This window comes from Rhodococcus sp. H36-A4 (genome assembly GCF_027158005.1).
Taxonomy (GTDB): domain Bacteria; phylum Actinomycetota; class Actinomycetes; order Mycobacteriales; family Mycobacteriaceae; genus Rhodococcoides.
This window is the reverse complement of the sequence record NZ_JAPVLQ010000005.1, coordinates 100,034-118,863: the sequence shown is the minus strand read 5'-3', so window position 1 is coordinate 118,863 and position 18,830 is coordinate 100,034. Positions and strand designations below refer to the sequence as shown.

Below are 18,830 nucleotides of genomic sequence, written 5' to 3'. Positions count from 1 at the left end.
TAGGCCGAGCGATTCGGTCAGTTGAGCGAGCAACCGACCAAATCGCATTCGGGGACGAGTGTGATGCCGAACTCGGCTTCGACTCCGTCGCGAATGTGTGAAGCGAATGCCATGACATCCGCTGTACGTGCACCGCCCCGGTTGGTGACGGCCAGCACGTGTTTGGTCGACAGCGAAACGGTCCCTGCACCGAATTCACGGCCGTACCCGTGCGCGAAGCCTGCGTTCTGGATGAGCCACGCAGCGTGCACCTTGATGCCCGACGGGTCGGGGTACTGCGGGGCGCGCGATGCCTTGGCCGGTACCTCGGTCAGCACCGGGTTCAGAAAAAACGATCCGACGCTCCAGGTGTCATGGTCCTCGGCGTCGAGGACCATTCCCTTCTGCCCGCGCAGATCCAGCACTGCTTCACGGACTTCCTTGGCTGCGACCGTGTCACCGATGCTCACCCCGAGTCGGTCGGCGAGGCCCGCGTACCGGACCGGATCCGAGGATTCGGACCGACGAAGCTTCATCGTGGTATCGAGAATGACGTACCTGCTCGAGTGCTTGAACACCGACTGGCGATGCAATCCGAACCCACACCTATCCGGCGTCCAGGTCGCTGTCTCCCCGGTCTCACGGTCATAGACGGTCAAGCTCGCCAACACGTCCGACGTCACCGTGCCGTACGCGCCGACATTCTGCACGGGCGTCGCGCCGGAAAGCCCGGGGATCCCCGAGAGCGCTTCGAGTCCGGCCAACCCCTCGTCCAGCGAGGCGGCCACCACCGAATCCCACGACGTCCCCGCAGCGACCCAGAGCGACTCACCGTCGATCCGCGTCCCTGACGTCTCGACCTTGACGACCAGGCCGTCGAAGCCGTCATCACCGACAACGAGGTTCGATCCTCCGCCCACGAGCAACACTGGCGTCCCCGACGCATCGGCATCCTGGACCAGGGAGACAAGCTCGTCACTGCTGGCGGCGACGGCGAACTCACGAGCCGGGCCGCCGACACGCATCGTGGTGAGCTCGGAAATTGCGGTGGACACGGGAACCCAGGGTACCGGTCTCACATGGCCGTCCGAGCCACCCGGTAATCTCCGCGTATGCCTCGCCCCATCGCGCACAGCGCGTCCGTTCCCGCACCCGTCGACAAGGTGCACGCCGCGCTCGTGTCCGAGCAGTATTGGAAAGACCGTATCGAGGAGATCGGCGGCCCCAGCGCACGCCTGGTCAGCGTGCATGCGATCAACGGGACGATCAGCGTCGTCATGTCCCAATCCATCCCGGAAGAGGAACTGCCCGCTGCCGTCACAGCATTCAAGAAGGGCCCGCTCGTCATCGAGCGCACCGAGTCCTGGGGGCCGATCGGCGGAAACCGCGCCGAGGGCAAATTCGGTGCCACCGTCGAGGGCGCTCCCGCAACGGTCTCCGGAACCACGCTGCTCGAAGGAAATGCCGAAGCGTCGACCATGTCGTTGTCCGGCACCACAGAGGTGAAGGTTCCGATCTTCGGCGGAAAGATCGAAGCCATGATCAGCGAGCAAGTTCTCTCGCTCATCGACAACGAGCACGGATTCACCGCGAAATGGATCGCCGAAAATCTGAGCTGACCGGACATACCGGCGGGTAGGCACCCTGGCCAGGCCCGCCGACGGAGCCGGTACCCTGTTGCACTATGGCTCGCCGCATGAACTACTCAGCCCGGTTCACCCACTCCACCGAGCAGGTGTACGCCGCGTTGTCCAGCCGCGATCACTGGGACGCTCGTATCGAGGAGATGAAGAAATACTCCCACAACGAGCTGAAAAGTTTCGAGGTCGGAGACGCGGGAATCGACATCGTGATGCACCACATCATTCCGCGGACCGAACTGCCGGACATCGCCCAGACAGTCCTCAAAAAGGACATGATCATCACCCGAAACGTGCACTTCGATCCATTCGGCGAGACCACCTCGGGCAAATACGATGCCTCGATCCCGGCCGGCCCCGGCAGTCTGAAAGGTTCCACCTCACTGTTCGCGACCGAAGCCGGATCCACCCTTCGGACCTCCTCGGAAGCCAAAGTCTTCCTACCGTTCATCGGTAGCAAACTCGAGCAGCTCATGCTGGTCAACCTCATCGACCTGTGGCGCGGTGAAGGCGAAGTGACAGCCGACTGGCTTGCGCAGAACTCCTGACCACCACAGCCGTTCCGCAGGCTCCACTCCTGTTTTTCATGGTCGTTCCGCAGGCTCCACTCCTGCCCACTCTGGTCGTTCCGCAGGCTCCACTCCTGCCCACTCTGGTCGTTCCGCAGGCTCCACTCCTGTTTTTCATGGTCGTTCCGCAGGCTCCACTCCTGAAGGCGTCATCACCAGAGGCACTACCGGAATCAACCGACTTCGTCGCAGCGATCGGTGGCTCACTCACAGCGCGGCCGTGCGGCACACGCTCATCGAGGCACCCGATCCGCTCGTCGTCGACCTCGGCTACGGAGCGCGACCGGACACAACTCTGGAAATGGCCCGTCGGCTACGCACGATCCGGCCCGATCTGCGCGTCACCGGACTCGAAATCGACCCCGCCCGCGTAGTGGACTCGGTCGAGGGCGTGAACTTCGCCCGCGGCGGCTTCGAAATGGCTGGACTCCGCCCGAACCTCGTTCGCGCATTCAACGTGCTTCGGCAGTATCCCGAAGACGCTGTGCCCGAAGCCTGGTCGCGTATTCTGTCCGGACTCGCGCCCGGCGGATTGCTCGTCGACGGCACCTGCGACGAGTTGGGGCGACGCTGCGCATGGGTCCTGCTCGACGCTCACGGACCGATCTCTTTGACCCTCGCATGGGATCCGTTCACGGTGGCCATGCCCTCTGATATCGCCGAACGGTTACCCAAGGTGCTCATTCACCGCAATATCCCCGGCGAGCCCATTCACCAGTTGCTACAGGCCGCGGACCGCGCATGGTCGACGGCAGCGCCACTGGCACCGTTCGGCCCGCGGGTGCGGTGGCACGCCGCACTGAGACAGTTGGCCGGCAGCGGAATGCCGACGGTGCCTCCTCGTCGACGGATGCGGGACAACATTCTGACTGTGCCGTGGGACCTCGTGCGGCCCAACGCCTAGATACCGACGCTGAATTCAGGCGCCTAGATACAGGCGGAGAGAGCCAACTCGATGCGTTCGGAGACGCGGTCGGATCCAGCAGTAGCTTCCCGATACAACGCTCCTGCGTCGACGCGACCGATGGCAACAGCGTCACCGACGACCTCGTCGAGGGTTATCTGGGAGATTCCGCCTCCCGCGAGGTCGAGCACGGTGCGGATCGGCGTCGTGAGCCGAAAAGTGCCCGTCGACTCGAAATCGTGGGGTTCGAGCTGGAGTCGATGAACGGCGAGGCGGGTGTCGGTGAGACGAAGATTGGTGAACGCGGATACGTGAACGAACTGCGGATGCAGGTGACCGAATCCGTGTAGTTCCGCCGCACTCTGATGCGAAATGACGGCATCGCCACCGAACCACGCGCACCACATTGCGAACTGCTCGAGGTCGCTGCGCGGCCAGTCGCTGAGTCGACAGAGGTTGCGTTCGACTCGCATCCAGTCACCGGCGACGAAGTTGGCGTGGAGCGCCGAGCGACCGAACCCGAGCCCTTCGGCCTGTTCAGTGGTGAAATATCCGTCCTGACTCGCCGCGAGACGACGGAGTTCGGCGGCGCTTCCTTCGATCGTGCTCATGCACTAGACAGTACGTGAAGGTGTGTTGCAGGTCACATAAATTGCGGGCCAGGATTATTCCGAGCTTCGCCTCCGAGCCCTCCCGACGCGCCGCATCGGGCAGATTCACAGAGCTCTTTCAGATTCTTCGGGAAGACTGCTCCGAATGACACGAAGCAAAACTCCCTTGGTCCTGGTGCTCGTTGCCGTCCTGGTGGTCGCGGCGCTGCTCGGCGGGGAACTGTTCTTCCGTCAGCAGATCAAGTCCTGCCTGGCGGGCCAGCTCGAAAGTGAGATCGGCAGCCAGGTCGACGTCGGGCTCGGCTGGAAACCGATACTGATCTCGCTGATCGACAAGCAGGTCTCCTCGGTGACCCTGGACAGCGACGACGCACGTTTCGGGCCTGCCGAAGGCATGACAGTGCACGCCGAGGTCAACGACGTGAACGTTCAGCAGAGCGCGGACAGCAACGGCACGATCGGCTCGTCGAGCGCGGACATCGACTGGTCCACCGCAGGAATAGCGTCGACGCTGCAGTCGCAGGGCATCGGCGCTCTCGTCACCGGCGTGACGAGCGACGCAAGTGCAGGCACGTTGTCCTTCGCAGTCGGCGGGCTCGCGGAGCTGACCGTCAAGCCGGTCGTCGCAGGCGGCAGCGTGGACGTCCAGACCGTCGGAGCGTCGATTTTGGGGCTTGGAATCCCAACTGACCTGGTGGACAGCATCGTCGGGGTTCTGTCGGACAGCCTGCAGCAGTACCCGCTCGACATGGCGCCGACCGCGCTCACCGTCACCGACTCCGGCATCGAACTCACCTTGCAGGGAGATCAGTACACCCTCCCGCCGGTTTCGGCGGACCAGACCCAGCAGACGCCCGAGGGCTGCTCCCTGATCGCCTGACCTGCCTACCTTGTGCGTGCCGGAGGGTACGAATTGTGCCGGACGATACGCACAAGGCGCTGGGTCGATCCTTTACCGCGTCAGTCGGCCGACTTCGCAAGGTGTTCCACGCCTGGTCCGGTGACCTCCGCGAGAGCCGAATCGCGGCCGGTGAGAACGAGCATCAGCGATGCCGCTGGGCCTTCAATAGTAGGTCCACTACCGAAGGTCCAGTCGAGGTCGGTTGCCTTCCAGTGCAGTGTGGCGTCCGGGGCCGGGAAAATGCCACGTGAAGGCGTACTCGAAATGAAGTCGAGCACAGCTACCTGACGTTCGTCAGGAATCCGATGCGTCATGTGCAGCGGGCGGCGGATGTCGTGACCGTGCACGACAATGTCGGTGAGGGGCGCCAGCGGACCGTTGCCCGGTGGGGTGAATCGACTGGCCGCATTCCGAGTAAGCAATTCGGGGAGGCGTGTCGAGTACTTTCGGCCGACACGGCTGGCCATGAGCTGATTTGCGCGGTGAAAATTCCCACGCGCTCGCACCATCGACAACCCGAACTTCCACACCGGGGTAACCAACGGAACGACAAGATGCGCGAGAACACCTTTCACTGTCCACTCGCTGCACAGCGACGGAGTTTTCCACTGCTCCGAACTGAGATCCCACACCGTTGCAGCCAAAGCCCGACGCTCCTCCGCGATCGCGGAAAAGATCTCGTCTTCGTTACTCACCTTCGGAGAATAGGCCGAAAGACCCGGACAACTACCGAAGTTCGACGAAGTTTCGAGAAATCAGCACTCAGAGACCGTCCAGTACTGCTCGCGTCCCGGACAGACCCAATCGCGTTGCCCCTGCTTCGACCATGGCCAACGCCGCCTCGGTCGTTCGGATACCGCCGCTGGCTTTCACCCCGAGCCTGCCTCCGACGGTGGCGGCCATCAACTTCACCGCCTCGACACTTGCGCCTCCGGCGGGATGAAAGCCGGTGGACGTCTTGACGAAGTCGGCGCCCGCCCTCTCCGCTGCCACACAGGTTTCGACGATCGCTTCCTCCGTCAGTGCCGCCGATTCGATGATGACCTTCAGGATCGCCGAAGATCCGATGGCTTCACGAACCGTCAAGATATCGGCGAGCACCGCGTTGTAATCCCCTTCGACCGCTGCGCCTACGTCGATCACCATGTCGATTTCGCGGGCACCCTGATCGACTGCCAGCCGAGCTTCCGCCCCCTTGACGAGGGAATGATGCTTGCCGGAAGGAAATCCGGCCACGACGGCGGTCACCAAACCTTCAGCATGGATGGGCAGCATCGACGGCGAGACACAGACCGCGAGCACACCGAGAGCGCGGCCCTCGACGATCAGTGCCTCCACGTCTGCGCGGGTCGCTTCCGGTTTGAGCAGCGTGTGGTCGACCATGCGGGCCAGTTCGGCGCGGGTGAGAGACATGAAAGCAAGCCAACCACAGCCCGACGGCCGAGGAGGACTCGCTTGGGACGCAAGTTCCTGCCTGCGGCTTTCGTAAGGCACTGACCAGACTCGACATCGACTCGTGCGCTGCGAGCGCACTGGTGGACACTGCCGTCCGGACCACCTGAGACAATCGAGAAATGAGCTCCGTTGCTGTCGCCGACGACCGTCGCTACGTCCTGTCACTCGGATGCCCCGACCGCACGGGCATCGTCGCCAAGATCTCGACATTCCTCGCCGACGTCGGTGGCTGGATCGTCGAGGCCGCGTACCACGCTGATCCCGACACCGACTGGTTCTTCACTCGGCAAGCAGTCCGCGCGTCTTCGGTCGATATGAGCATCGACGAATTACGGGCTCGCTTCGAGGCCGTCGCCGCCGAGATCGGCCCGGAAACCGAATGGACGCTCCATGATTCGGGCGAACGCAAGCGTGTAGTCATTCTGGTCAGCAAGGAAGCGCACTGCTTGCACGACCTGCTGGGGCGCGCCGCCGGAGGCGAACTTCCCGCCGAGATCTCCGCAGTGATCGGCAATCACAAGTCTCTCGAGTCGGTGGCGACCGCGCACGGCGTTCGGTTCCACCACGTCGAATTCGCCAAGGACCCCGCTGAGCGCGGCCCTGCCTTCGACGAAGTCCGTGACCTCGTCGACTCCTACGAACCACATGCCGTCGTACTAGCCCGGTTCATGCAGGTACTACCCGAGGAACTGTGTGCTCATTGGTCGGGCCGTGCCCTCAACATCCATCACAGCTTCTTGCCGTCGTTCGTCGGTGCGCGTCCGTATCACCAGGCATTTGCGCGCGGCGTGAAGCTGATCGGGGCAACGTGCCATTATGTGACCGCCGAACTCGACGCAGGCCCGATCCTGGAGCAGGACGTCATCCGCGTCGACCACTCCGACGAGGTCGCGGACATGGTCCGACAGGGCCGCGACATCGAAAAACTGGTTCTGTCCCGCGGACTGCGCTGGCACCTCGAGGACCGAGTCCTCGTTCACGGCAAGAAGACCGTCGTCTTCAGTTGACGCCGGGGGGATCAGAGAAGCCGCAGGCGCAGTACTTCCTCGTTGAACTCGTCGATCGCCTCGACGGAACTCATATGACCGATCCGCGGTATCTCGATCAGCCTGCTGAGGTGATCGTGGCTCTCCAACGCCTGCGCCAGTTTGCGCGCTTGCACCGGTGGAGTCAGCCGATCCGCGCTACCGACCAGCACACTCGTCGGCACGCTCATGTTGGCCAAAGCTTCGTGAATATCGAGTTCGGTCAGCGCAGCTCCCCAGATCCCGCGCGTCCGAGGTTGGCACTCGAGCACGATCTTTTCGCAGAACGCGACCTCGGCAGGTGTCGCCCCGGGGGCCATCGAGACGTACTTGATGGCCTGGCGCATCACCGGTGACGGCCGAAGTGGCACCGCAGACCCGAGTACCGCGCGTGACAGTGGCAACGGGACTCGACGAAAACGCTCCGGAAGTGGGATTACCGTTGTTTCGCGAACGAGGCTGTCGGTGGCAGTGCTTGCGAGCAGTACCGCGCTGACAAGTCGGTCGACCTGTTTCGGGTAGCGGCCCGCCCACGCCATGATCGACATGCCGCCCATACTGTGCCCGACCAGAACGGCCTTGTTGTCCTCGGTGACAGTGGCGGCCAAGACGTCCGCGAGGTCGTCGGCCAGGACGTCGGGTCCGAGCAACCTGGTGCCGACGTCGCTGCGACCGTGGCCACGTTGGTCGTACACGATGACCGAGTAGTTTTCGGCGAACGCGTTGATCTGCGGGATCCAGTAGTCCGCCGAGCATGTCCATCCGTGACTGAACACGATCGGTGGGCCGTCCGGGTCGCCGTAGACGCGCACGTGGAGTTCTGCGCCGTCGTCGGTGACGACAGGGACGATGCGGGGGACGAATGTCGGCGTCCGCAGTAACGCGTCCGGGGCAGTGTCGGTGGTCCTTGTGATCGATGTGCGGACTCGCCTCCGCACGAGGTAGGCGCCGATTCCTGCCGCGGCAGCCAATCCTCCGATGCCGAGGACGACACCTTCTACAGCTTTACGTGAAACCACGAAGCAGACTCCTTCGATGTTCTGTGACAGGACTGATGGGTACGACGCGGCCGAGGGCTTCGCGTCGTATCGAATCTGTACGGGTCACACGCGTGCGCCGACGGCCCGAACCGCTGCAGCAACGCCAGTGGTGCAGCTACCAGCGCGGTCCGCGCTGAATGCTGTCTACCTTCGGCCGTACGTCGATCAGGTAGACGCACACTGCGACCACACCGATCAGGCCGATGAAGTTGATGGCTCCGAAAACGAAGATGACCAGCAACGCCACGATCAGAATGGCTAGCCACACGGGCTTGGTCAGCTTGTCCACCGCGGTGAAGGCGTCCGGCCGCTGCCTGACGGCGTGAAATACCGCGTAGGCAGCACCACCGAGCGCGATGAGGCGAAGGAGGAGAAGTATCCACGAAGTGAGACTGTCGACGGCTGGCACGAGACCCATACTACGCAAAACGCCCCCCACACCGCTCGATGCAGGGGGCGTTCAGGTTGAAAATCAGTTAGTGGACTTCTTTGCAGGCGCCTTCTTGGCGGGTGCAGCGGTCTGCTTGGCTGCGGTGGCAGGCGTAGGTGTCGAGGCAGACTCTGCCTTCTTCGCCGGAGCCGCCTTCTTCAAGGGAGCATCCACGTTGCCGCGAGTCTTGGACTCGACCTTCCCAGCGGTTCCACTGACCTTCTGCGAGGCGTCGGTGGCAGCTTCCTTGGCGTTGTCGCCGGCCTCGTCGATATCGTCGGCCAGTTCGTCGGCGGTGTCGCGGACCTTGTCCGAGGCAATGCCTGCGAGTGCAGCTGCACGTTCACCGACGGCGCGCGTCTGCGAGGCGACGGTTCCCAGAGCCTGCTCGGTGAGATCGACGACGTCGTTGGCTGCGGCGTTCGCACGATCGAGGCCGTCTTCGACAGCCGGTGTGCGACGGATGCGCTCGACGGCCTCTTCGCCGCGCTCGGCGAGAGAGGTGTAAAGATCCGATGCGACCTTCAGGTATGCCTCGGCCACCTTGCGCAGCTCGTCCTGGGTGAAACGCTCACGCAGGTCAGCGATTTCGTCGGGCAGTTCGGCGGGCAGCTTCGCGAGACGCTCACGAAGGCCCTCTACGCCCTCGGTCACATCTTCGGACAGGTCGGCAATCCGGGCCCGTGCGGTATCGACACGCTCGGTGACCTCGGTGCCGCGGGACTCGGCGCGCGAACGAACCTGCGCTACGACGTCCGCGACGGCCTGGACCACTGCGTCGCCTGCGCCTACTGCGGCGTACAGCGGGGTCTGGATATCGAAGTTCTTGGGATCAGTCATGAGAAGACTCCTGTGTGGGTGATTCTGGATCTGTTGACACATCTGGTTCGGTCGGCCACTCTGGTTCGGTCGGCGACGACGGTTCGATAGACGCTGCGTCGCTCGCCTTACGCGCTTGTTCGTTCTCACGACGAAACGAGTCGTAGATTTCGATCAGCACATGTTTTTGCCGTTCGGTGATCTCGGTGTCGCCGAGCAGCGTGTCTCGAACCGGACCGTGTGGACGTTCTTCCAAGAACCCGGCCCGTACGTACAGAGCTTCCGAGGACACGCGCAGACCCTTGGCTATCTGCGCGAGCACGTCGGCGGAGGGTTTACGAAGTCCGCGTTCGATCTGACTCAAATACGGATTACTCACCCCCGCCCTCGACGCGAGTTGCCGCATGGACACCTGTGCAGCCTCGCGTTGCGAACGGATATAACTGCCGATGTCCGATGCTGCTGTGGTCACGACACTGGCGACAAGATCACTCGCCTCCGCCACGACCTCCGTAGCTTCGGAGACCTTGGCGACTATCCCCTGATTGTCGGTCTGATCATCATTGCTGGGGGTCATGTTCAATACTCGTTCCTGCATCGAAACTTGTGGTCTCGGCGTCAGGAACGACCATACCCAAGGGTGCTTGCTATTGCAAGCACTCTGCTAGCACTGGTGCTCAGGAGCCCAATTTGCAGATTCACCGCATCAGAAAATCAGATTCGACACCGAGTAGATGGCCAAACCTGCCAACGCCCCGACAACGGTTCCGTTGATCCGGATGAACTGGAGATCCCGACCCACCTGCAACTCGATCTTCGAACTGGCTTCCTCCGCATCCCAGCGAGCGACGGTATCGGTAATGATCGTGGTGATCTCGTCTGCGTAGTTCGCGGCAAGGTAGCGCGCTCCGCCGAGCAGCCAGCCATCGACCTTGCCGCGAAGTTCGTCATCGTCACGTAGACGCACACCCCAGCCGGCCGCGTTCTCGCTGATCTTGCGTCGCAATGTGCTCGACGGGTCGTCCACCGACTCCATGATCAGCCGCTTGGCGACCTTCCAGGTGGCGGATGCGAGCCCCGTGACCTCCGCGCGACCCATGATCTGCGACTTGAGCGATTCGGCCTTTTTTATCGTCGCCGGATCATGCTGGAGATCGTGCGCATAGTCGACGAGGAACTTGTTGGCTGCCAGCCTCAGTTCGTGCTCCGGCGTCGACCTCACTTTCCAGGTGAACTCGACGAGTTCCTTGTAAATCTTCTCCCCCAGCAGGGTGTCGACGAACTTCGGCGACCAGGTCGGAGAATCACGACTTACGACGCGTTCGATCGTCTCCTGACTTCCCAGCGCCCAATGGTGAGCACGCTCGGCGAGCATGTCGATCAAAGGCAGTTGACGATTCTCCTTGATGAGTTCGCCCAACACCCGACCGATCGGCGGACCCCATTCCGGGTCGGCGAGCCTTCGCACGATGGTGTTGTCGATCACCTGCGTGATGTCGTCGTCGTTCAGCACTTCGACGACCCCGCGCAGCACCGTCGCCGATTCGGCCGCAACCCTGTCCGCGTTCGCCGGCTGCGCCAACCAGGTCCCGAGGCGGAGCGGAATATGTGCCGACCCGATCTTTTCCGACACGACATCGGGCGCCAGGAAATTACTTCCGACGAACGAGCCGAGGCTTGCACCGAGCTGGTCTTTCTTCTTCTTGATGATGGCCGTGTGTGGGATCGGAATACCCAACGGGTGCTTGAAGAGTGCGGTCACCGCGAACCAGTCCGCCAGCGCACCGACCATTCCTGCCTCGGCCGCCGCTCGGACGTAGCCGACCCACTCGCCTGCTCCTCGCGACTCCTGCCATCTGCAGAACATGTAGACCACGGTGGCGAATACGAGGAACCCAGTTGCGAGGCCCTTCATCTTGCGAAGGTCGCGACGCTTGGTCGCATCGTCGAAGTTCATCAGCTGCACCTCGCCATTGTGCCTGCGTTCGGGGAGAGCGGTCGTCTCGGATGCACAGATCCGCACACACAACTCGGTGCGGCAGTCATCGATACAACAGGACGCCTAAGCTGAGGTGGGAAAGAAAACGACGGGATACGGCGGATACACGTGGCGAGAAATGCGACGACAGCGGCAAAAGTGAGCAGACCGAAAGCGACGGAAGACGACACACTCGAAGCAGAAGTCGACACCGAGACAACAGAGACCGAGGCGGCGACGAAGCCAGCGAAGCCCGACGGCAGAAAACGTCGGTGGCGAGATCACAAGATCGCCCGACGTGAAGAACTCGTAGACGGCACGTTGGCCGCAATTCGCTTGCGTGGCCGCGAGATCGGCATGGACGAGATCGCGTCGGAGATCGGGATCTCGAAGACGGTTCTCTATCGCTACTTCACCGACAAGAACGATCTGACCAACGCGACGATGACTCGTTACGTCGAGACGACACTGGCCCCGCGGATCTACACGGCCATCTCGGAAGAACTCGACGAATATCAACTCACCCGGGCTGTCATCGCCGCATACGTCGAGACTGTCGCCACCGACCCAGAGGTCTACCTCTATGTGATGGCCAACAATGCCGGCACCAATCGTGACGTTGTCGCCGAGTCGGAGCGCATGATCGCCGAGTTGCTGGCCACCGTCCTCGGTGAACGACTGAGTACTCGCGAAATGGACTCCGGCGGGTCGGTACCCTGGGCGTTTGCAATCGTCGGCGCCGTCCAACTGGCTACACACTGGTGGATCTCCAACAAGTCGATGTCAGCCGAGGACCTCATCGACTACCTCTGCATGATGACGTGGGGTGGAATCCACGGTGTCGCGCAGGCCGACGGATCGCCGGCCAAGTTCAAATCGCAGCCGCACCCCCTCGTCGACGAGGATCGTCCCTGAGCAGAATGCGTAGGGGGCAGGTACTCGAACCAAGCAACATAGGTTAGCGTTGCCTATGCGCTTACGGAGACTCTCGACATTCGCACCGGTGATCGCGGCCCTCGCGGTTGTGACCATGACAGCCTGTGGCACCGACTCGGGCAGCGAAGCTGCGGTCGACGGCCCCACCGTCGATACGATGTTCGGCGAGGTCACCGTACCGGCCGCTCCACAACGCGTCGTCGCACTCGGATGGTCGGACGCCGAGACAGCGCTCGCACTCGGGGTACAGCCCATCGGTGCAAGCGACTGGCTCGCGGTCGGTGGTGACGGACTCGGACCATGGGTCGAGGAAAGCTACGACACCGCGCCGACGATCCTCGGTACCTACGAGATCGACGTCGAATCGGTGGCCGCACTCGAGCCCGACTTGATTCTGTGGACTCGCAGTACCAACGACCAGGCCGTCTACGAGGATCTTTCCGACATCGCCCCGACCGTCGGTGCACCCGTTGGCACCGACATCGCCTACGGAACAACGTGGGACGGACAAACCCAACTGATCGCAGATGCGCTCGGCAAATCCGAGGACGGTCGCCAACTCGTCGACGAGACCAACACGAAGTTCGACGCAGCCGTCGCGGCGAATCCGCAGTTCGCCGAGAAGACCGTTGCCGTCGGTACGCTCTACAGCGGCCAACTCGGCGCGTACGTCGACGGGGACGTTCGCGTGGACTTCATGAAAAGGCTCGGTTTCGTCAACAAGCCCGAAATTCAGGCCCTCGCCGAGCCGAACAAGTTCGCAATCACGCTCTCCGCCGAGAACACAGCTGCCCTCGACGCCGATCTGACCGTCATGTTCCCGATCGGGACCGGCGCTGAGTCGATCATCAACGACGCTGCCATCCAAGCTCTGCCCTCAGCTCGCGACGGCCGACTCGTCGTCCTCGAGGACCAGAACCTGAACAATGCCTTCTCTTCAGCCTCAGCGGCAGGCACCCAGTACGCCCTCGACAACGCGGTACCGCTCTTCCATAAGGGCTGATCAGACTCTCCCCGGGGGGCTGATCACACTCTCCCCGGGGGGAAGCCACCTTCGGCGATCGGCCCCCAGTTCTCGATCGTGATGCGTATCAACGATTTTCCCTGCTTCCGCATCGCATCGCGATACTCGTCCCAGTCGGAATGTTCACCGGCGACGCTACGGAAGTACTCGACGAGCGGTTCCACCGAATCCGGGAGATCGATGATCTCGGCTGTGCCGTCGATTTGAACGTACGCATCGTTCCACTCGTCCGAGTGCATCAGCGCGGTCACCGACGGGTTGCGACGAATATTGTAGACCTTCGCGCGCTCCGGGTACGTCGCTATGACGATGCGGCCTTCGGAATCGAGTCCGGACGTCACCGGGGAGACCTGCACTCCGCCATCGCGTTTGTGGGTGATGAGGGTCAGGTGGTGTCGAGGAGAAACGAAGTCCAGCATCTTGGAACGGTCGACGGATTGTGCTGACGCAAGTTTCGGAGCCATGAATACCAGGGTAGATCTCCACCGCGGACTAGGGTCGGTTCATGGCCAAGTCATCCGAGAAGTCGGCGTCACCGGAAAACGTGGAATCGAAGGACGAGAAGCTCTCGTTGTGGTCTACCCCGCCCAGCAAGATCCTCCGCGCAACCGATTCGACACGTATCGAGGACATCGACTTCGATGAGACGCCCGGATTCGAGGGCACGAAAGCCGAAGGCCAGGCTCTCCTCCTCGAGCGCGGTAAACATCTCTCCGCCCTTCAAGAAAAGTTGTACGCCAACGGACGTGCCGGAGATCTGCGCTCGATTCTTCTGGTACTGCAGGGAATGGACACTGCGGGCAAAGGCGGGATGGTCCGCAATGTCATCGGGATGGTCGATCCACAGGGCGTCGATCTCGCCTCTTTCGGGGTTCCCACCAAGGAAGAGAAGCAGCACCATTACTTGTGGCGAATTCGTAAGGCCCTACCCCGCGGCGGGAAGATTGGGGTCTTCGATCGGTCGCACTACGAGGATGTGTTGGTCGTAGCGGTCCACGACCTGGTTCCGCGCCAGGTGTGGGAACCACGATTCGACGAGATCAACGCCTTCGAGAAGGACCTCGCCGAACAGGGCACGCTCATCATCAAGGTCGCCTTGTTCGTCTCGCCGGAAGAGCAGCGAGCTCGGCTCCAAGAGCGGCTGGACCGACCCGACAAGCACTGGAAGTACAACCCCGGCGACGTGACCGAACGCGGATTCCTACCGCAATATCGCATCGCCTACCAACGCGCCATAGATCGAACGAATACCGATTACGCACCGTGGTTCGTCATCCCGGCCGACCGGAAGTGGTACAGCCGACTCGCCGTTACGGAGTTGCTGATCGATGCACTCGAACAGCTCGAACTCGACTGGCCCGCTGCCGATTTCGACGTCGAGCTGGAGAAGAGGCGGCTGGCTGAAAGCTAGCGCCGAACCGTCAGAGCAGTCTTGGGGTAGTGCGGTGGAGTCGGTGGTCGTGCTTGACCACTCCTCCCACCAGGCCCATGGCCCCTGCAATTGCCACCACGCAGACACTGCCTGCCAACACTGCCAGAGCGTCGTAGCCAGAACCCACTGCGACCAGGAACAGGCCCATCGCGGTAACGGCAAGCAATGCCAGTCCGTAACCAACCCAGCCTGTGAACGTATTTAGTTTCATCTCGGGTCCCTTCGTCGAAGAGAACTGTCCGACCCGACTTCGACGCTACGCCCGCGTGGTACGCCTTTCGCATACATTTACGGATACGAAAGGCGCACGAGAACTCAGAATGTTTTGGCGTCGATCACGAACCGGTAGCGGACGTCGCTCTTCAACACACGCTCGTACGCCTCGTTGATCTTGTCCGCGGCGATGGTCTCGATTTCGGCACCGATGTGGTGTTCAGCGCAGAAATTCAACATTTCCTGCGTCTGCGCAATGCCACCGACCATCGAACCCGCGAGGCTACGACGGTTGGCCGCAAGGGTGAATCCGCGCACCTTGATGGGCTCGGACGGAAGCCCCAGGATGACGAGCGAGCCGTTCATCGCGAGCAGTGACATGTGCTTGTCCATGTCGATCTCTGCCGACACGGTATTGATGATCAGGTCGAATTCACCACGAAGCTTCTTGAACGTCGCTGAGTCGGAAGTGGCGTAGTAGTGGTGCGCACCGAGTCGCTTGCCGTCCTCTTCCTTGCTGAGCGACTGACTGAGCACGGTTACCTCGGCGCCGAGTGCATTGGCGATCTTGACACCGACATGTCCCAGTCCGCCCATACCGATGATGGCGACCTTCGTGCCGGGCCCGGCTCCCCAATGCTTGAGCGGGGAGTACAGCGTGATGCCTGCGCACAGGAGAGGCGCCGCGACGTCGAGCTCGATTCCCTCCGGAATGGAAAGAACGAACCCTTCGGTGACGACGATGTGCGTGGAGTATCCGCCCTGGGTGATGGTGCCGTCGGCCTGCTTGGAGTTGTAGGTCGCCGTCACACCCTTGCTGCAGTACTGCTCTTCGTCGGCAAGGCAGGCCTCGCACTCGCCGCAGGAATCCACGAAGCACCCGACGCCGACGCGGTCGCCGACCTTGTGCTTACTGACGTCGGAACCCACCTCGGAGACGATGCCCGCGATTTCGTGTCCCGGAACGACGGGGTAGGTGGTACCGCCCCACTCGTTCCGGGCGGTGTGGATATCGGAATGGCAGATACCGGCGAACTTGACCTCGATGAGGACATCGTTGGGTCCGAGCTCACGACGCTCGATGGTGACCTTCTCGAGCGGAGCATCAGGGGCCGTCGCGGTATATGCAGTAGCTGAAGTCATAGCTACATTGCTACCTACCCTTCGGTAGGCATGCAAAGCGGACACTCCCGCCAGCAGGGTATTCCCAGCAGGCGGGAGTGATTCACAACAATTCGGACCGGGTGCTCTAACCGTTGCGGGCGATATTGAGACCCAACCAGCCGACATACGTGCCAAGTCCGACCAGGCCGATCTTACGAGTCTTGGGATACGCAATTGCAGCACCGACAGCTAGTTCGGTAGCTCCGTTGCGGCTGATCCAGGTCCTGGTGTCCCGAGGGAAAGGACGCTTGGTGATTCCTTCGAACGCCTCGGGAACGACGAAATGCGCGGCACCCGTCGCTGCCAATACAATTCCGAACACCTTCGGAACGAGTCCGCCGGACTTCTTCGACTTGCTCACTCTGCTGTCCCCTGTTCTGCGCGTCGGCGCACCCGTCGCGCCGCTGCCACCAAGTTACGCAACGACGGTTCCAGTTGCCAATACTGGCGTGTCTTGAGGCCACCGTCGGGATTGGCCCACAACCGATCGATGTCGATCGTCGCGGCTGCCTGTGTCAGTAGCTCGTCGAGTTCGTCGATGTCGGGGATACGCGCCGAACGACTTTCGTACACGCCGGGACCGACTCCATGGCTGAGGACGTTCTCCTGCACAGCACCGAGAACCCAGTCGATGGATCGGGTTGCCACGATCGCAGTGACATCGGCATCGAGGTTCTCGATCGCGTCGACCACCGACGCACGAGTCGAGTACCCAAGATGAGTATGAATCTGGGTCTCGGGCTGTGCACCCGACGTCGCCAGCCGAAACGCCTCGACCGACCAACGGAGGTATTCTTTTCGGCCCTTCTCACGCGAGGGCAGCAGTTCACGCAACGCCGGCTCGTCGACCTGGATGATCCCGATCCCAGCTTTCTCGAGATCGGCGATCTCGTCGCGAACGGTGAGGGCAACTTGGTCGGCCACCTCGTGCAGTGGGAGGTCCCTCCGCACGTACGAACGGGCGAGCATCGTGACGGGGCCGGTCAGGATTGCTTTGACCGGCTTGTGCGTCAACGACTGCGCGAACGCTGTCCACTCGACACTCATCGGTTTCGGCCGGGCCACGTCTCCGTACAGGATGGGCGGACGCACGCATCGTGATCCGTACGTCTGGACCCACCCATTGGTCGTCGTGGCAAACCCTTCGAGCGCTTCGGCGAAGAACTGAATCATGTCGTTGCGTTCCACCTCGCCGTTCACCAGAACGTCGAGCCCGATGTCCTCCTGCAACCGGATTACCTGCTCGATCTCTTCTTCGACGCGTGCGCGATAGTCGACGGTTTCGATACGGCCTTGTCCCAGTTCGTATCTCGCCTGTCTCATTGCCGAAGTTTGCGGGAACGAACCGAGGGTGGTGGCGGGCACGAGTGGAAGGTTCAGCTTCTCGCGCTGCGCGATCTTCCGCTCGGAGTACGGCTGCCGAACCCGCATGTCGGGCGTGACGTTGTAAACACGGTGCCGCACCGCGTGCTTCTGCTTGAAGTGCACCTCGGTCGGCTTCTTGCGCCATTTGTCCGACGGCCCGTCGGTGAGCGCCTTTGCCAAGGCAACGACCTCGCCGACTTTTTGCTTCGCGAACGCGAGTCGGTCGGCGACGTTGCCGTCGATGTCGTACTCGCTCAGCACGTCGTACGGAACGTGCAGAAGAGTCGACGACGTCGAGACGACGAGTTCTTGACACACCTCTTTCAGCCGCTCGAGGTAGTCGAGTACGACGATGCGGTCGGCACGCCACACGCTGCGGCCGTCGATGACTCCCGCGTAGAGGCGTTTGCGTTTCATTCCTGCAATGGCGGCGAGCTCTTCCGGCTCGAGTCTGCCGGCGACGAGGTCAAGCCCGATTGCCTCCACCTTGGTGGCTGCGAGAATCGGCAGCGCAGATCCGAGAGACCCGTACTGACCTGTCACGAGAAGTCGGGGACGCAACGCCGTCGTCGACAGAGCGGTGTACGCGCGGTCGAGTGCTGCCAGTTCCCCGGCTGTCCGCTCGGCTGTGAATGCGGGCTCGTCGAGTTGGATGCAGGTGGCACCTCGCAGGGCAAGCAACTCGAAGAGGGCACTGTACTGCGCAAGCAGGTCCCCCAGCCGATCGAGCGGGGAGAATCCTTCCGCTGCTGAAGATCCGGCCTTGGACAACAAGAGCAGCGATACCGGGCCGAGCACAACGGGGCGCAGTTCGATACCACGAGCCTTCGCCCGGTCGAACTCGTCGAGCAGGCTCTCCGCGTGCAGCGAAAACGGCGTCGACTCGTCGATCTCGGGTTGGCGGTAGAAGTAATTGGAGTCGAAATACCGCACCAGCTCAAGCGGCGGGAGGTCCGGCTTGCCGCGAGCAACGGTGAAGTAGAAATCGAGCGGATGCATCTCCCCTTCGAGCGGGGCGAAGCGCGTCGGAACCGCCCCGAAAAGCAATGCATCGTCGAGGACGTGATCGTAGAAGGAGAAGGTGTTTCCGGGGACTTGCGTCAACCCGGTTGCATGGAGTTCGTCCCAGGTGTCTTCCTGAAGGGAACGACCGACGGACTGGAGTGCGGCGCGGGCGGAAGGCGTCGACTTGCCGTTCCAGTAGGTCTCGAGTGCGCGCTTCAATTCTCGCCGCGGGCCGATTCTCGGGTACCCCAGGATGCTCGAACCGAATTCGGCTGCGCTACTCGCCACGAAAGGGTTCCTTTCAGTGAGGGTGCAACGGCAGATACGAGTGGTAATACGT

22 protein-coding genes are annotated in these 18,830 nt (G+C 62.1%); 8 read left to right on the top strand and 14 right to left on the bottom strand.

Annotated features, from left to right (window positions below; genetic code table 11):
• Nucleotides 1-17: 17 nt before the first annotated feature.
• The gene (locus O1W68_RS14865) at nt 18-1,034 is read right to left on the bottom strand and encodes a UDP-N-acetylmuramate dehydrogenase (RefSeq protein ID WP_269304766.1); all 1,017 of its coding nucleotides are present in this window, start codon (nt 1,032-1,034) and stop codon (nt 18-20) included.
• Between the two features lie 57 nt (nt 1,035-1,091).
• Between O1W68_RS14865 and O1W68_RS14860 the strand changes: the two genes are divergently transcribed.
• The 3 genes from O1W68_RS14860 to O1W68_RS14850 all read left to right on the top strand — a co-directional run bounded on the left by O1W68_RS14860 (nt 1,092) and on the right by O1W68_RS14850 (nt 3,092).
• Nucleotides 1,092-1,598: a DUF2505 domain-containing protein gene (locus O1W68_RS14860; protein ID WP_269304765.1), complete on the top strand. Its 507-nt coding sequence runs from the start codon at nt 1,092-1,094 to the stop codon at nt 1,596-1,598.
• 65 nt (nt 1,599-1,663) lie between these two features.
• Complete coding sequence (locus O1W68_RS14855; RefSeq protein ID WP_269304763.1) at nt 1,664-2,167, top strand: DUF2505 domain-containing protein; 504 nt, start codon at nt 1,664-1,666, stop codon at nt 2,165-2,167.
• A gap of 193 nt (nt 2,168-2,360) precedes the next feature.
• Nucleotides 2,361-3,092, top strand: coding sequence for a class I SAM-dependent methyltransferase (locus O1W68_RS14850; RefSeq protein WP_442972387.1), 732 nt, complete (start codon nt 2,361-2,363; stop codon nt 3,090-3,092).
• 23 nt (nt 3,093-3,115) lie between these two features.
• On the opposite strand, the gene O1W68_RS14845 is transcribed toward O1W68_RS14850, so the two are convergent.
• Nucleotides 3,116-3,703: a type IV toxin-antitoxin system AbiEi family antitoxin domain-containing protein gene (locus O1W68_RS14845; protein ID WP_269304761.1), complete on the bottom strand. Its 588-nt coding sequence runs from the start codon at nt 3,701-3,703 to the stop codon at nt 3,116-3,118.
• A 145-nt stretch (nt 3,704-3,848) separates the two neighbouring features.
• Here O1W68_RS14845 and O1W68_RS14840 point away from each other — a divergent pair, with 145 nt between their 5' ends.
• Nucleotides 3,849-4,583 carry an LmeA family phospholipid-binding protein gene (locus tag O1W68_RS14840; RefSeq protein ID WP_269304759.1) on the top strand — a complete coding sequence of 245 codons (735 nt, stop codon included), beginning with the start codon at nt 3,849-3,851 and terminating at the stop codon, nt 4,581-4,583.
• Nucleotides 4,584-4,663: 80 nt separating this feature from the next.
• Here the strand turns inward: O1W68_RS14840 and O1W68_RS14835 are convergent, their stop codons facing one another.
• Together O1W68_RS14835 and deoC are read right to left on the bottom strand one after the other, a co-directional pair.
• Nucleotides 4,664-5,299: a maleylpyruvate isomerase family mycothiol-dependent enzyme gene (locus O1W68_RS14835; protein ID WP_269304757.1), complete on the bottom strand. Its 636-nt coding sequence runs from the start codon at nt 5,297-5,299 to the stop codon at nt 4,664-4,666.
• Between the two features lie 67 nt (nt 5,300-5,366).
• Complete coding sequence (gene deoC, locus O1W68_RS14830; protein WP_269304755.1) at nt 5,367-6,017, bottom strand: deoxyribose-phosphate aldolase; 651 nt, start codon at nt 6,015-6,017, stop codon at nt 5,367-5,369.
• 161 nt (nt 6,018-6,178) lie between these two features.
• Between deoC and purU the strand changes: the two genes are divergently transcribed.
• Entirely contained in the window at nt 6,179-7,066 is an 888-nt protein-coding gene (purU, locus tag O1W68_RS14825) for a formyltetrahydrofolate deformylase (RefSeq protein WP_269304753.1), read from the top strand.
• A gap of 11 nt (nt 7,067-7,077) precedes the next feature.
• On the opposite strand, the gene O1W68_RS14820 is transcribed toward purU, so the two are convergent.
• From O1W68_RS14820 to O1W68_RS14800, 5 genes are all read right to left on the bottom strand, one after another.
• Nucleotides 7,078-8,103 (bottom strand): alpha/beta fold hydrolase, encoded by a 1,026-nt coding sequence (locus O1W68_RS14820; protein WP_269304751.1) that lies wholly within the window; start codon nt 8,101-8,103, stop codon nt 7,078-7,080.
• Nucleotides 8,104-8,239: 136 nt separating this feature from the next.
• Complete coding sequence (locus O1W68_RS14815) at nt 8,240-8,542, bottom strand: DUF2516 family protein (RefSeq protein ID WP_136171095.1); 303 nt, start codon at nt 8,540-8,542, stop codon at nt 8,240-8,242.
• Nucleotides 8,543-8,596: 54 nt separating this feature from the next.
• Complete coding sequence (locus O1W68_RS14810; RefSeq protein WP_269304748.1) at nt 8,597-9,394, bottom strand: heparin-binding hemagglutinin; 798 nt, start codon at nt 9,392-9,394, stop codon at nt 8,597-8,599.
• Complete coding sequence (locus O1W68_RS14805; RefSeq protein ID WP_269304747.1) at nt 9,387-9,950, bottom strand: helix-turn-helix domain-containing protein; 564 nt, start codon at nt 9,948-9,950, stop codon at nt 9,387-9,389. The genes O1W68_RS14810 and O1W68_RS14805 overlap by 8 nt, the downstream gene beginning before the upstream one ends.
• Nucleotides 9,951-10,079: 129 nt before the next feature.
• The gene (locus O1W68_RS14800) at nt 10,080-11,330 is read right to left on the bottom strand and encodes a DUF445 domain-containing protein (RefSeq protein WP_269304745.1); all 1,251 of its coding nucleotides are present in this window, start codon (nt 11,328-11,330) and stop codon (nt 10,080-10,082) included.
• Between the two features lie 150 nt (nt 11,331-11,480).
• On the opposite strand from O1W68_RS14800, the gene O1W68_RS14795 reads away from it, so the two are divergent.
• Both O1W68_RS14795 and O1W68_RS14790 read left to right on the top strand, forming a co-directional pair.
• Nucleotides 11,481-12,266 carry a TetR/AcrR family transcriptional regulator gene (locus O1W68_RS14795; RefSeq protein WP_442972373.1) on the top strand — a complete coding sequence of 262 codons (786 nt, stop codon included), beginning with the start codon at nt 11,481-11,483 and terminating at the stop codon, nt 12,264-12,266.
• A gap of 55 nt (nt 12,267-12,321) precedes the next feature.
• On the top strand, nt 12,322-13,290 hold the full coding sequence (locus tag O1W68_RS14790) for an iron-siderophore ABC transporter substrate-binding protein (protein ID WP_269304741.1): 969 nt from the start codon (nt 12,322-12,324) through the stop codon (nt 13,288-13,290).
• Nucleotides 13,291-13,313: 23 nt separating this feature from the next.
• On the opposite strand, the gene O1W68_RS14785 is transcribed toward O1W68_RS14790, so the two are convergent.
• Nucleotides 13,314-13,775, bottom strand: a complete 462-nt coding sequence (locus O1W68_RS14785; RefSeq protein WP_269304739.1) for a PPOX class F420-dependent oxidoreductase — start codon at nt 13,773-13,775, stop codon at nt 13,314-13,316.
• Between the two features lie 41 nt (nt 13,776-13,816).
• Between O1W68_RS14785 and O1W68_RS14780 the strand changes: the two genes are divergently transcribed.
• On the top strand, nt 13,817-14,722 hold the full coding sequence (locus tag O1W68_RS14780) for a PPK2 family polyphosphate kinase (RefSeq protein ID WP_269304737.1): 906 nt from the start codon (nt 13,817-13,819) through the stop codon (nt 14,720-14,722).
• A 10-nt stretch (nt 14,723-14,732) separates the two neighbouring features.
• Here O1W68_RS14780 and O1W68_RS14775 read toward each other — a convergent pair whose 3' ends face one another.
• The 4 genes from O1W68_RS14775 to metE all read right to left on the bottom strand — a co-directional run bounded on the left by O1W68_RS14775 (nt 14,733) and on the right by metE (nt 18,778).
• Nucleotides 14,733-14,954 (bottom strand): hypothetical protein, encoded by a 222-nt coding sequence (locus tag O1W68_RS14775; protein ID WP_269304736.1) that lies wholly within the window; start codon nt 14,952-14,954, stop codon nt 14,733-14,735.
• A 104-nt stretch (nt 14,955-15,058) separates the two neighbouring features.
• Nucleotides 15,059-16,099, bottom strand: a complete 1,041-nt coding sequence (locus O1W68_RS14770; protein WP_269304733.1) for an NAD(P)-dependent alcohol dehydrogenase — start codon at nt 16,097-16,099, stop codon at nt 15,059-15,061.
• Between the two features lie 106 nt (nt 16,100-16,205).
• Complete coding sequence (locus tag O1W68_RS14765; protein WP_269304731.1) at nt 16,206-16,481, bottom strand: hypothetical protein; 276 nt, start codon at nt 16,479-16,481, stop codon at nt 16,206-16,208.
• Nucleotides 16,478-18,778, bottom strand: coding sequence for a 5-methyltetrahydropteroyltriglutamate--homocysteine S-methyltransferase (gene metE, locus O1W68_RS14760; RefSeq protein WP_269304729.1), 2,301 nt, complete (start codon nt 18,776-18,778; stop codon nt 16,478-16,480). The genes O1W68_RS14765 and metE overlap by 4 nt, the downstream gene beginning before the upstream one ends.
• Nucleotides 18,779-18,830: the final 52 nt, after the last annotated feature.

What these genes read in the sequence shown, in the direction of transcription:
- O1W68_RS14810 (WP_269304748.1), bottom strand. Translation starts at nt 9,394, where the DNA reads ATGACTGATCCCAAGAACTTCGATATCCAGACCCCGCTGTACGCCGCA.
- O1W68_RS14860 (WP_269304765.1), top strand. Translation starts at nt 1,092, where the DNA reads ATGCCTCGCCCCATCGCGCACAGCGCGTCCGTTCCCGCACCCGTCGAC.
- O1W68_RS14770 (WP_269304733.1), bottom strand. Translation starts at nt 16,099, where the DNA reads ATGACTTCAGCTACTGCATATACCGCGACGGCCCCTGATGCTCCGCTC.
- O1W68_RS14805 (WP_269304747.1), bottom strand. Translation starts at nt 9,950, where the DNA reads ATGACCCCCAGCAATGATGATCAGACCGACAATCAGGGGATAGTCGCC.
- purU (WP_269304753.1), top strand. Translation starts at nt 6,179, where the DNA reads ATGAGCTCCGTTGCTGTCGCCGACGACCGTCGCTACGTCCTGTCACTC.
- O1W68_RS14800 (WP_269304745.1), bottom strand. Translation starts at nt 11,330, where the DNA reads ATGAACTTCGACGATGCGACCAAGCGTCGCGACCTTCGCAAGATGAAG.
- O1W68_RS14775 (WP_269304736.1), bottom strand. Translation starts at nt 14,954, where the DNA reads ATGAAACTAAATACGTTCACAGGCTGGGTTGGTTACGGACTGGCATTG.
- O1W68_RS14785 (WP_269304739.1), bottom strand. Translation starts at nt 13,775, where the DNA reads ATGGCTCCGAAACTTGCGTCAGCACAATCCGTCGACCGTTCCAAGATG.
- O1W68_RS14790 (WP_269304741.1), top strand. Translation starts at nt 12,322, where the DNA reads ATGCGCTTACGGAGACTCTCGACATTCGCACCGGTGATCGCGGCCCTC.
- O1W68_RS14780 (WP_269304737.1), top strand. Translation starts at nt 13,817, where the DNA reads ATGGCCAAGTCATCCGAGAAGTCGGCGTCACCGGAAAACGTGGAATCG.
- O1W68_RS14855 (WP_269304763.1), top strand. Translation starts at nt 1,664, where the DNA reads ATGGCTCGCCGCATGAACTACTCAGCCCGGTTCACCCACTCCACCGAG.
- O1W68_RS14840 (WP_269304759.1), top strand. Translation starts at nt 3,849, where the DNA reads ATGACACGAAGCAAAACTCCCTTGGTCCTGGTGCTCGTTGCCGTCCTG.
- O1W68_RS14845 (WP_269304761.1), bottom strand. Translation starts at nt 3,703, where the DNA reads ATGAGCACGATCGAAGGAAGCGCCGCCGAACTCCGTCGTCTCGCGGCG.
- deoC (WP_269304755.1), bottom strand. Translation starts at nt 6,017, where the DNA reads ATGTCTCTCACCCGCGCCGAACTGGCCCGCATGGTCGACCACACGCTG.
- O1W68_RS14815 (WP_136171095.1), bottom strand. Translation starts at nt 8,542, where the DNA reads ATGGGTCTCGTGCCAGCCGTCGACAGTCTCACTTCGTGGATACTTCTC.